This window comes from Pseudomonas helvetica (assembly GCF_039908645.1).
Taxonomy (GTDB): domain Bacteria; phylum Pseudomonadota; class Gammaproteobacteria; order Pseudomonadales; family Pseudomonadaceae; genus Aquipseudomonas; species Aquipseudomonas helvetica.
Genome location: NZ_CP150917.1, coordinates 5,486,165 through 5,498,776, shown reverse-complemented (window position 1 = coordinate 5,498,776; position 12,612 = coordinate 5,486,165). Strand labels below are relative to the sequence as shown.

The following is a 12,612-nucleotide window of genomic DNA, read 5'->3' as shown; positions in this document are numbered from 1 at the left end:
TTGCTTGGGGTTATATGGTCAAGTGAAGAAGCGCATACGGTGGATGCCTTGGCAGTCAGAGGCGATGAAAGACGTGGTAGCCTGCGAAAAGCTTCGGGGAGTCGGCAAACAGACTTTGATCCGGAGATGTCTGAATGGGGGAACCCACCTAACATAAGTTAGGTATCTTAAGCTGAATACATAGGCTTAAGAAGCGAACCAGGGGAACTGAAACATCTAAGTACCCTGAGGAAAAGAAATCAACCGAGATTCCCTTAGTAGTGGCGAGCGAACGGGGACTAGCCCTTAAGTGGCTTTGAGATTAGCGGAACGCTCTGGAAAGTGCGGCCATAGTGGGTGATAGCCCTGTACGCGAAAATCTCTTAGTCATGAAATCGAGTAGGACGGAGCACGAGAAACTTTGTCTGAATATGGGGGGACCATCCTCCAAGGCTAAATACTACTGACTGACCGATAGTGAACTAGTACCGTGAGGGAAAGGCGAAAAGAACCCCGGAGAGGGGAGTGAAATAGATCCTGAAACCGTATGCGTACAAGCAGTGGGAGCCCACTTTGTTGGGTGACTGCGTACCTTTTGTATAATGGGTCAGCGACTTATTTTCAGTGGCGAGCTTAACCGAATAGGGGAGGCGTAGCGAAAGCGAGTCTTAATAGGGCGTCTAGTCGCTGGGAATAGACCCGAAACCGGGCGATCTATCCATGGGCAGGTTGAAGGTTGGGTAACACTAACTGGAGGACCGAACCGACTACCGTTGAAAAGTTAGCGGATGACCTGTGGATCGGAGTGAAAGGCTAATCAAGCTCGGAGATAGCTGGTTCTCCTCGAAAGCTATTTAGGTAGCGCCTCATGTATCACTGTAGGGGGTAGAGCACTGTTTCGGCTAGGGGGTCATCCCGACTTACCAAACCGATGCAAACTCCGAATACCTACAAGTGCCGAGCATGGGAGACACACGGCGGGTGCTAACGTCCGTCGTGAAAAGGGAAACAACCCAGACCGTCAGCTAAGGTCCCAAAGTTATGGTTAAGTGGGAAACGATGTGGGAAGGCTTAGACAGCTAGGAGGTTGGCTTAGAAGCAGCCACCCTTTAAAGAAAGCGTAATAGCTCACTAGTCGAGTCGGCCTGCGCGGAAGATGTAACGGGGCTCAAACCATACACCGAAGCTACGGGTATCACTTAGGTGATGCGGTAGAGGAGCGTTCTGTAAGCCTGTGAAGGTGAGTTGAGAAGCTTGCTGGAGGTATCAGAAGTGCGAATGCTGACATGAGTAACGACAATGGGTGTGAAAAACACCCACGCCGAAAGACCAAGGTTTCCTGCGCAACGTTAATCGACGCAGGGTTAGTCGGTCCCTAAGGCGAGGCTGAAAAGCGTAGTCGATGGAAAACAGGTTAATATTCCTGTACTTCTGGTTATTGCGATGGAGGGACGGAGAAGGCTAGGCCAGCTTGGCGTTGGTTGTCCAAGTTTAAGGTGGTAGGCTGGAATCTTAGGTAAATCCGGGATTCTAAGGCCGAGAGCTGATGACGAGTGTTCTTTTAGAACACGAAGTGGTTGATGCCATGCTTCCAAGAAAAGCTTCTAAGCTTCAGGTAACCAGGAACCGTACCCCAAACCGACACAGGTGGTTGGGTAGAGAATACCAAGGCGCTTGAGAGAACTCGGGTGAAGGAACTAGGCAAAATGGCACCGTAACTTCGGGAGAAGGTGCGCCGGTGAGGGTGAAGGACTTGCTCCGTAAGCCCATGCCGGTCGAAGATACCAGGCCGCTGCGACTGTTTATTAAAAACACAGCACTCTGCAAACACGAAAGTGGACGTATAGGGTGTGACGCCTGCCCGGTGCCGGAAGGTTAATTGATGGGGTTAGCTAACGCGAAGCTCTTGATCGAAGCCCCGGTAAACGGCGGCCGTAACTATAACGGTCCTAAGGTAGCGAAATTCCTTGTCGGGTAAGTTCCGACCTGCACGAATGGCGTAACGATGGCGGCGCTGTCTCCACCCGAGACTCAGTGAAATTGAAATCGCTGTGAAGATGCAGTGTATCCGCGGCTAGACGGAAAGACCCCGTGAACCTTTACTATAGCTTTGCACTGGACTTTGAATTTGCTTGTGTAGGATAGGTGGGAGGCTTTGAAGCGTGGACGCCAGTTCGCGTGGAGCCAACCTTGAAATACCACCCTGGCAACTTTGAGGTTCTAACTCAGGTCCGTTATCCGGATCGAGGACAGTGTATGGTGGGTAGTTTGACTGGGGCGGTCTCCTCCTAAAGAGTAACGGAGGAGTACGAAGGTGCGCTCAGACCGGTCGGAAATCGGTCGTAGAGTATAAAGGCAAAAGCGCGCTTGACTGCGAGACAGACACGTCGAGCAGGTACGAAAGTAGGTCTTAGTGATCCGGTGGTTCTGTATGGAAGGGCCATCGCTCAACGGATAAAAGGTACTCCGGGGATAACAGGCTGATACCGCCCAAGAGTTCATATCGACGGCGGTGTTTGGCACCTCGATGTCGGCTCATCACATCCTGGGGCTGAAGCCGGTCCCAAGGGTATGGCTGTTCGCCATTTAAAGTGGTACGCGAGCTGGGTTTAGAACGTCGTGAGACAGTTCGGTCCCTATCTGCCGTGGACGTTTGAGATTTGAGAGGGGCTGCTCCTAGTACGAGAGGACCGGAGTGGACGAACCTCTGGTGTTCCGGTTGTCACGCCAGTGGCATTGCCGGGTAGCTATGTTCGGAATAGATAACCGCTGAAAGCATCTAAGCGGGAAACTAGCCTCAAGATGAGATCTCACTGGGACCTTGAGTCCCCTGAAGGGCCGTCGAAGACTACGACGTTGATAGGTTGGGTGTGTAAGCGCTGTGAGGCGTTGAGCTAACCAATACTAATTGCCCGTGAGGCTTGACCATATAACACCCAAGCAATCTGCATGCTTCGAGAGAAGAACCAGATTGCGGTGTGTGAAGACGAAACGAACCGAAAGTTCGAGCTGCTCACAAACACCGAGATCTATCACATACCCAATTTGCTGAAGCGAGACCAACTGGTCACGAGTCAGTACCCGAATTTCTTGACGACCATAGAGCATTGGAACCACCTGATCCCATCCCGAACTCAGCAGTGAAACGATGCATCGCCGATGGTAGTGTGGGGTTTCCCCATGTGAGAGTAGGTCATCGTCAAGATTAAATTCCGAAACCCCAATTGCGAAAGCAGTTGGGGTTTTGTTTTGCCTGCGAGAAAGTTCGTACAGCAACATCGGACGGCTCACGGCTGTCACAGTCACCTGACAATGCTAAGGTTCGGCCCTAGCTTTTGCATTTCTCCAAGGAAGCCCTTATGGCGGACGCCTCGTTCCTCAGTGCTGGTTTTATGGTGGTTCACGGCAACCGCCTGGACGAACTGCGTAGCCTGGTGGTCAGCTGGATGCGGCGTTATCCGCTTGCGCCCCTGGAAAATGAAATCGCTCTGGTGCAGAGCAACGGTATTGCCCAATGGCTGAAGCTGGCATTGGCCGAAGACCCTGAAGATGACGACATGGGCGGCTGTGGCATCGCTGCGGCGATTGATGTGCAGTTACCCGGCAGCTTTATGTGGCAACTTTATCGATCAGTGCTCGGGCGTGATGAAATTCCAGCGAAATCGTTGCTGGACAAGGCCCCTCTAACCTGGCGATTGATGCGCCTGTTGCCAGAGCTGATTGATCAACCACATTTCGAACCGCTGCAACGCTTCCTGACTCACGATACCGACCTGCGTAAACGCTATCAGCTCGCTGAGCGGCTTGCTGATCTGTTTGACCAGTATCAAGTGTACCGGGCGGACTGGCTGGAAGATTGGGCGGCGGGTCGCCATCAACTGCGTAACGGTAGAGGTGAGAGCAAGCCGCTCACTCCGGCCAACTGCTGGCAGGCTGAGTTATGGCGTGCGCTGTTGCTGGACGTCGGTGAGCAAGGCATGGCGCAAAGTCGCGCAGGCGTTCATCAACGCTTCATAGAGACAATCACTGGGCTGGACACCGCACCTAAGGGACTACCTTCACGGGTGATCGTTTTTGGCATTTCTTCGCTACCTGCTCAAGCCCTGGAAGCACTCGCAGGATTGGCTCGCTTCAGCCAGGTTCTGCTCTGCGTGCATAACCCATGTCGTCACCACTGGGCAGACATCGTCGCCGATAAAGACCTTTTAAGGCATCAGTACAAGCGACAGGCGCGCAAGACCGGCATGCCGGTCGTACTTGACCCACAAACCCTGCATCAACATGCTCACCCGCTGCTGGCAGCCTGGGGCAAGCAAGGGCGCGACTACATCAACCTGCTCGACAGTTATGACGATCCCAACAGCTATCGATCAGCTTTTCGCGATGGACGTATCGATCTATTCAGCGAAAGCCAGCCGTTGAACATGCTCAATCAATTGCAGGACGACATCCTTGAGTTACGCCCGCTGAATGAAACCCGCCTGCTCTGGCCTGCGGTCGATCTGAAGCAGGACGAGTCGATCCGTTTTCACATTGCCCATAGCGCACAGCGTGAAGTGGAGATACTCCACGATCAGTTGCTCGCACGCTTTAGCGCAGACCCGCAGTTGCGCCCACGCGATGTGATCGTGATGGTTCCGGACATCGACAGTTACGCTCCGCACATCCGCGCCGTGTTCGGTCAACTTGAGCGGGAAGATCGGCGCTTTATCCCTTTCACGCTGACCGACCAGGGCCAGCGTGGTCGTGACCCGCTACTGATTGCGGTCGAGCATTTGCTCAAACTGCCTGACAGCCGTTTCCCGGTCAGCGAGATTCTCGACTTGTTGGACGTTCCTGCATTGCGCGCCCGATTTGGCGTAGAGGAGCGCGACCTGCCGACCTTGCATCGCTGGATCGAGGGGGCTGGCGTTCGCTGGGGTATGAACGCCGAACAACGCGCCGGTCTTGGTTTACCTGATGAACTTGAGCAAAACAGTTGGCGTTTTGGTTTGCGTCGCATGCTTCTGGGGTATGCCGTTGGCAGTGGTCATTCCTGCGATGGCATCGAACCTTATGATGAAATCGGCGGACTGGATGCGGCACTGATCGGCCCATTGGTAGCTTTACTCGATGCTTTGCAGATCGCTCACGCGGAACTCACGCAACCGGCATCGCCCGATCAATGGGGTGTGCGTCTGCAAGCATTGATGCAGCTATTTTTCCTGGCCAGCAATGAGCATGATGACTATCTGCTGGCCCAACTTGAGTTGCTCCGCGAAACCTGGCTGGAGACCTGCGAATCGGTTGGTTTACTGGATGAGCTGCCGCTGACGGTGGTCCGTGAAGCCTGGTTGGCTGGTCTCGATCAGGGGCGTTTATCCCAACGCTTCCTGGCCGGCGCAGTGAATTTTTGTACGCTCATGCCGATGCGGGCAATCCCGTTCAAGCTCGTTTGCCTGCTGGGTATGAACGATGGTGATTATCCGCGTGCACAACCGCCACTGGATTTCGATCTGATGGGCAGCGATTACCGCCCCGGTGATCGGTCTCGGCGAGAGGATGATCGCTATCTATTGCTCGAAGCCTTGCTCTCGGCGCGGGACCAGCTTTACATCAGTTGGGTCGGGCGCAGTATTCGTGACAATAGCGAGCGCCCCGCATCGGTATTGATCGGTCAGCTGCGTGACCATCTGGCTAACGGCTGGAAAAACACCGACGGCAGTAAAGAACTCCTCGATGCGATGACCCAGGAGCATCCGTTACAACCCTTCAGTGCCCGTTATTTCCATGAAGGCGATCAACTGTTCAGCTATGCCCGAGAATGGCAGCTGTTGCATGAGCAGCATGACCGTGGTCCAGTCTTGGAGGTGCTTGATGCCTATGTTCAGGAAGAGCCGCTGAGCCTTGGTCAACTACAGGATTTCCTGCGTAATCCCGTGCGGCATTTTTTCAGTCAGCGTCTCAAGGTGTTTTTCGAAGCGGCTGAAGCGCCTTTGGCAGATGAAGAGCCCTTCGTGCTCGATGCACTGCAACGCTACAGCCTGAGCGACAGCTTGCTTGAAGCTGCACTGGCTAGCCCCGATCAACCTGAGCAGGCTCTGCATGCACAGGCCAAAAGATTGCAGGACAGCGGCTTGCTGCCGATGGCCGGTTTCGGTGAGTGCTTGCAACGTGAGTTGATCGAGCCGCTACCGGATCTGCTGCAACGTTATCAACAGTTGCTCGCATTGTGGCCAACACCGCAAAACAGTGCTTTGCCGGTGACGCTCCAATTGCAGGGAGTGAGCCTGGAAGGCTGGCTCAGCGGTCTCCATCAACGCAGCGATGGCGGGTTGCTGGCTGTCACTACGATCCCCAACAGCATTGGTTCGATCAAGACCCGCAAGTGGCATCGTTTGACTCGTCCTTGGGTTAATCACCTGGTGGCTTGCGCGAGCGGCTTGTCGATGACTACGGGGTTGGTGGCCAGTGACGATACCTTGCTGCTTGCCCCTATCGAGCAAGATGCCGCGCTGAAAACCCTGGGCAATCTGTTACAGGCCTGGCAATCAGGTATGCGCCAGCCATTGCCCGTAGCGGTAAAAACGGCTTTCGCCTGGCTGGGCCAGACTGATCCGCTCAAAGCCGAGGCTGCCGCTCGCAAGGCCTATGAGGGCGACGGTCAGACCACCGATGGCGAGCGCCGCGAAAGCCCTGCACTGGCTCGCCAGTTTGCCGATTACAACGCCCTGATTGCCGACGAAACCTTTGTCGATTGGTGTGACGCGCTCTACCGTCCGCTGCTCGAAGCCCCTTGGCGCTCATTGACCAGTGAGGAGTCGCACTCATGACAGCGAAGGTCCCTCTGGCATTAGCCTTCCCGCTTCGCGGTAGTCAACTGATCGAAGCCAGTGCCGGCACCGGCAAGACGTTCACCATTTCCGCGCTCTACTTGCGGTTGGTGCTTGGGCACGGTGACGAGTCTGCCGGTTTTGGTCGTGAACTCCTGCCACCGCAAATCCTCGTGGTGACCTTTACTGATGCCGCGACCAAGGAGCTGCGTGAGCGGATCCGTACACGTCTTGCCGAGGCAGCGCGGTTTTTCCGCGACGAAACACCAGCACCTGACAGCCTGATTGCCGAGTTGCGTGGGCAGTTCAGTCCCGAACAGTGGTCCGGCTGCGCGAACCGTTTGGACATCGCCGCGCAGTGGATGGATGAGGCAGCAGTTTCGACGATTCACAGTTGGTGCCAACGGATGCTGCGTGAGCATGCGTTCGACAGTGGCAGTCTGTTCACTCAAACCCTTGAAGTTGATCACAGCAATCTGCTCGGTGAAGTTCTGCGCGATTACTGGCGACTGTTTTGCTACCCGATGCAAGGTGATGCGCTGAACTGGGTTCGCAGCCATTGGGGCGGCCCGGCCGCCTTGCTGTCACGAGTGCGCGGGTTGTTCGCCAGTGAGCGTGATAGCGCTGAAGGAAAAGAACCTGCCGAGCTGATCACGGAGTGCCTGCAAGCTCGACGTGATGCGTTGCTGGAGCTCAAGGCGCCTTGGCGACAATGGGCGCAGGAGTTGCGAGAGATCTGTCTGCAAGGCGTCGCCAGCAAGTCTGTCGACGGACGCAAGATGCAAGCGCGTTACTTCGAGCCCTGGTTCGAGAAAATCTGTACTTGGGCCGAGGATGACAGCCTTGAACAACTGGATATTGGCACCGGCTTCAATCGTCTGACACCCGATGGCATGGCTGAGGCCTGGAAAGGTCAGGCACCAAGCCACCCCGGCCTGGACGCCATGTCCGGCCTGAAAGCCAGTCTCGATGCATTGCCGACTCCGGATGCCGCAGTCCTGAAACATGCCGCACAGTGGGTGGGGGCGCGTTTTGAAGAAGAGAAGCGTCGGCGTGCTGAAATGGGTTTTGACGACATGCTGCTCAGGCTCGATGCTGCATTGCGAGCCGAAGGAGGGGAGCGTCTGGCGACGTTGATCCGCGAGCAGTTTCCCGTCGCGTTGATCGACGAATTCCAGGACACCGACCCGGTCCAGTACCGGATCTTCGAAAGTATCTATCGTATTGAAGACAACAACCCCGAATGTGGGCTGTTTCTGATCGGCGACCCTAAACAGGCGATCTATGCCTTCCGTGGCGCCGATATCTATACCTACCTGCGCGCGCGTCAGGCAACGAGTGGTCGCTTGCATACCCTGGGCACCAACTTCCGCTCCAGTCACGGGATGGTCGATGCGGTGAACCATGTGTTCCAGCGTGCAGAAGCCCGTGAGCAGGGGCGTGGTGCGTTTCTGTTTCGTGAGAAAAACGGCGAAAACCCGGTTCCATTTCTGCCGGTCGAATCGCAAGGCCGCAAAGAGTCTTTGCAGATCAACGGTCAGGCCGTACCGGCGCTGAATATCTGGCAACTGTCCAGCGAGCAACCGTTGTCCGGTGTTGTGTACCGACAGCAACTGGCTGCAGCGTGCGCCAGTGAAATCACTGCATTGCTCAATGGCGGCCAGCAGGGGCGTGCGGGTTTTGTCCGGGGGGCAGAGGATCTACAGGGGTTGCTACCGGCAGATATCGCGATTCTGGTACGCGATGGTAAAGAGGCCCAGGCGGTACGCAACGAATTGTCCGTGCGAGGTGTGCGCAGTGTTTATCTATCGGACAAGGACTCGGTGTTCGCGGCCCAAGAGGCTCACGACCTGTTGAGTTGGCTAAAGGCCTGCGCCGAGCCGGATGTCGAGCGACCACTGCGTGCAGCGCTGGCCAGCATCACCTTGAACCTGTCGCTGACAGAATTGGAGCGTTTGAACCAGGATGAGCTGGCCTGGGAGAAGCGTGTCATGCAGTTTCGTGAGTATCGGGTGATCTGGCGCAGTCAGGGCATCCTGCCAATGCTGCGCCGGTTGCTGCATGATTTCGAACTGCCTCAGGCCTTGATTGCCCGAAGCGATGGCGAGCGGATACTGACCAACCTGCTGCACCTCTCGGAGCTGTTGCAGCAAGCCGCCGCCGAGCTCGATGGCGAGCAAGCCCTGATTCGTCATTTGTCCGAGCATCTGGCGTTGTCCGGGCAGGCCGGCGAAGAGCAGATTCTGCGTCTGGAAAGCGATGAGCAACTGGTCAAGGTAGTGACCATCCACAAATCCAAAGGCCTTGAGTATCCGCTGGTTTTTCTGCCGTTCATTTGTTCGGCAAAACCGGTGGACGGCAGTCGATTGCCGATGCACTACCACGACGCGAACGGGCAAGCCCAGATAACGTTGAGCCCAACCCCCGAGTTGATTGCCCTGGCGGACGATGAGCGCTTGGCTGAAGATTTGCGTCTGCTCTATGTGGCCTTGACCCGAGCCCAGCATGCTTGCTGGCTGGGAGTCACCGACCTCAAGCGCGGCAATAACAACAGCTCGGTGCTGCACCTGTCGGCATTGGGCTATCTGCTGGGTGGCGGCGAAAAGCTGGTCGAGTCGACGGCGCTGAAGCGTTGGCTTGAAGACTTGCAGCAAAACTGCAGCGCTTTGAGCTATGGCGAGATGCCTGAAGCCACAACCGAACGTTTTCTCCCGCCACGCAATGAGGCAACGTTGCTCGCACCGCTGATACCGAAGCGCAAGGCGGCCGAGAACTGGTGGATCGCCTCCTACAGTGCGTTGCGCATTGGCGATAGTCTGAGCGCTGGCAGCGACGAAGCGCCGGAAAGCCCTCAAGCGCAAAAGCTTTTCGATGACGAGCGACTTGATCCCGATGCGCCACGCGAAGTGCTTGCGAGCGGTGGTGATATCCACCGCTTCCCGCGCGGGCCGAATCCCGGGACTTTTCTCCATGGATTATTGGAGTGGGCGGGTGACGAAGGTTTCGCCGCAGACCCGAAATCCATCGAAAACGCCATTGCACGCCGCTGCAACCGCCGCGGCTGGGAAGGCTGGATCAACACCCTGAGCGACTGGCTGCAGCATTTGTTGCAAGCGCCGTTACGCATTGGTACCGAACAACCACCCGTGGTGTTCGAGCAACTGACCGAGTACCGGGTCGAAATGGAATTCTGGTTTGCCAGCCATAAAGTCGATGTGTTGAAGCTCGACGAACTGGTGCGCCAATACACCCATGCCGGCGCTTCTCGTGTCGTTGCCGAGCCCGTCCTGCTGAATGGCATGTTCAAAGGCTTTATCGACCTGACGTTCGAGCACGCCGGGCGTTATTACGTTGCGGATTACAAGTCCAACTGGCTCGGTGCTGACGATTCGGCCTATACCGAGCAGGCAATGGAACAGTCGATGCTCGATCATCGCTATGACCTGCAGTACGTGTTGTATCTACTGGCGTTGCATCGCCAGCTCAAGGCGCGACTCGCTGATTACGACTATGACCGGCACATGGGGGGCGCCTTGTACCTGTTCCTGCGCGGCACCCGGGCACCTGGCCAAGGCGTGTATTTCACTCGTCCGCCACGGGAATTGATCGAACGACTGGACCGGCTGTTCCAGGGAAAACCAGAACCCAAGCCTGAACCGGCCTGGGAGCAGGGTGTATTGCTATGAGCCGTTCCTTTGCCGATTTGTTACCCACACCGTTGACGGCCGAGAGCCTTGCGCAACTGACACCGCTGAGCCGTGCCGATGACCTGCTGCTGTTGCTTGAACGCTGGGTCGAGCGTGGCTGGCTTCGGGCACTGGACAAAGCCTTTGTTGCCTTCCTCCACGAACTGGCGCCCGATGGCGATCCGCTGGTGTTGCTGGCGGCGGCCTTGACCAGCCATCAACTGGGACACGGGCATGTGTGCCTCGATCTGTTCGAAACGCTCAAGGAGCCGGACTTCGCGCTATCCCTGCCGCCGGAGGGCGATCTGCAGACCGGAACCCTGTTGTTGCCATCGCAATTGCTTGAAGCATTGGAGGGCGCTCGCTGGTGCAAGGTCCTGGCATCCAGCAGTCTTGTGGCGCTGGCCGTCGATGAGCGTGATGAAACACAGCAGCGCCCATTGGTATTGTCTGGCAAGCGACTGTATTTACGCCGTTACTGGACGTACGAACGGCGCATCGACAGTGCGCTGCGCCAACGACTTATCGTCCATGAACCAACACCCGATGACCTGTCCGAACGCCTGAGTGGCCTGTTTGGCCAGGCCAGTTCCAGTGCGCAGATCGATTGGCAGAAACTCGCCTGTGCCCTGGCCACCCGTGGTGCATTCAGCATCGTTACGGGTGGGCCTGGAACCGGTAAAACCACCACGGTTGTGCGTTTGCTGGCCCTGCTCCAGGCGCCAGCCGTGGAGGCGGGCAAGCCACTGCGGATTCGACTTGCCGCCCCCACGGGCAAGGCCGCCGCGCGGCTGACAGAGTCCATCAGCCAGCAAGTTCGCACACTGCAAGTTGCCGAGAGCGTCAGGGACAAAATCCCCTCTGACGTGACCACGGTCCACCGTCTGCTCGGCAGCCGGCCGGGAACCCGGCATTTCCGCCATCACGCCGGCAATCGCCTGCCGCTGGATGTGCTGGTGGTCGACGAAGCCTCGATGATCGACCTGGAGATGATGGCCAATCTGCTTGATGCGTTGCCGACGCATGCCCGGTTGGTCTTGCTCGGTGACAAGGATCAGTTGGCGTCGGTGGAGGCCGGCGCCGTTCTCGGTGATCTGTGCCGCGATGCCGAGGCCGGTTGGTACAGCCCGCAGACCCGCGACTGGCTGGAGGCCGTCAGTGGTGAAAATCTTGGTTCCAGCGGTTTGCAGGAAGACATCGACGCCACTCACCCGCTGGCCCAGCAGGTCGTGATGCTGCGTCATTCGCGGCGCTTTGGCGAAGGCAGCGGCATTGGTCAACTGGCGCGCTGGGTCAATCAGCAGCAGGCCGATGAGGCCCGCAAGCTGCTGGCTGCCCGCAGTCATGCCGATCTTTTTTCGCTGCCCCTCAAGGGCGAGCAGGACAGGGCGCTGGAGCGTCTATTGCTCGAAGGCCATGGCGAAGGTCCGCAGGGTTATCGGCATTACCTGAGTCTCTTGCGCAACCAGCGTCCGTCCATCAACTCACTTCCCGACGATCCTTGCTGGATCGAGTGGGCACGCAATGTCTTGCAAGCCTTTGATGCGTTCCAGTTGCTGTGTGCCGTGCGCAAGGGACCGTGGGGTGTCGAGGGGCTGAATCAGCGGATTACCGGCGCGTTGCTCAAGGCGCGGCTGATCGACAGTGACCAGCAATGGTACGAAGGGCGTCCGGTACTGATGACGCGCAACGATTATGGCCTGGGCTTGATGAACGGCGACATCGGTATCGCCCTGAAATTGCCTGAGCGCGATGGCCAGGAGGGCGGACGCCAGGTGCTACGTGTCGCTTTTGCGCGTAACGATGGTCAGGGAGGTGTGAGGTTTGTTTTGCCCAGCCGACTCAATGACGTGGAAACCGTCTACGCCATGACCGTGCACAAATCCCAAGGCTCCGAATTCGCCCACACGGCGTTGATCCTGCCCGATGCGCTGAACCCGGTGCTGACCAAAGAGCTGATCTACACCGGAATCACTCGCGCCAAGAACTGGTTCAGCCTGATCGAACCACGTACCGGGATTTTTGAAGAAGCCGTACGACGCAAGGTCAAGCGCTTGAGCGGGTTGATGCTGGAATTGGGGTGAGCAGGTGCAGTGTGGTGGCGAGAGGACTTGACCTATCGCCACCAAGACCCG

General features: G+C 56.9%; 3 protein-coding genes and 2 rRNA genes. All 5 read left to right on the top strand.

Going from position 1 to position 12,612, the window contains the following annotated elements; genetic code table 11:
- Window positions 1-16: 16 nt before the first annotated feature.
- The 5 genes from AABM55_RS25360 (at window position 17) to recD (ending at window position 12,561) form a co-directional block, all read left to right on the top strand.
- Window positions 17-2,908 (top strand): 23S ribosomal RNA (locus AABM55_RS25360).
- Between the two features lie 160 nt (window positions 2,909-3,068).
- Window positions 3,069-3,184: ribosomal RNA gene (gene rrf, locus AABM55_RS25355) — 5S ribosomal RNA — on the top strand.
- Window positions 3,185-3,338: 154 nt separating this feature from the next.
- Window positions 3,339-6,791: an exodeoxyribonuclease V subunit gamma gene (recC, locus tag AABM55_RS25350; protein WP_347928076.1), complete on the top strand. Its 3,453-nt coding sequence runs from the start codon at window positions 3,339-3,341 to the stop codon at window positions 6,789-6,791.
- Window positions 6,788-10,477, top strand: coding sequence for an exodeoxyribonuclease V subunit beta (recB, locus tag AABM55_RS25345; protein WP_347928075.1), 3,690 nt, complete (start codon window positions 6,788-6,790; stop codon window positions 10,475-10,477). The genes recC and recB overlap by 4 nt, the downstream gene beginning before the upstream one ends.
- Complete coding sequence (gene recD / locus AABM55_RS25340) at window positions 10,474-12,561, top strand: exodeoxyribonuclease V subunit alpha (RefSeq protein ID WP_347928074.1); 2,088 nt, start codon at window positions 10,474-10,476, stop codon at window positions 12,559-12,561. Before recB ends, recD begins: the two co-directional genes overlap by 4 nt.
- The last annotated feature ends 51 nt before the right edge of the window (window positions 12,562-12,612 follow it).

Bases quoted from the DNA above. Each gene is read 5' to 3' on its own strand.
- recC (WP_347928076.1), top strand. From the start codon at position 3,339: ATGGCGGACGCCTCGTTCCTCAGTGCTGGTTTTATGGTGGTTCACGGC.
- recB (WP_347928075.1), top strand. From the start codon at position 6,788: ATGACAGCGAAGGTCCCTCTGGCATTAGCCTTCCCGCTTCGCGGTAGT.
- recD (WP_347928074.1), top strand. From the start codon at position 10,474: ATGAGCCGTTCCTTTGCCGATTTGTTACCCACACCGTTGACGGCCGAG.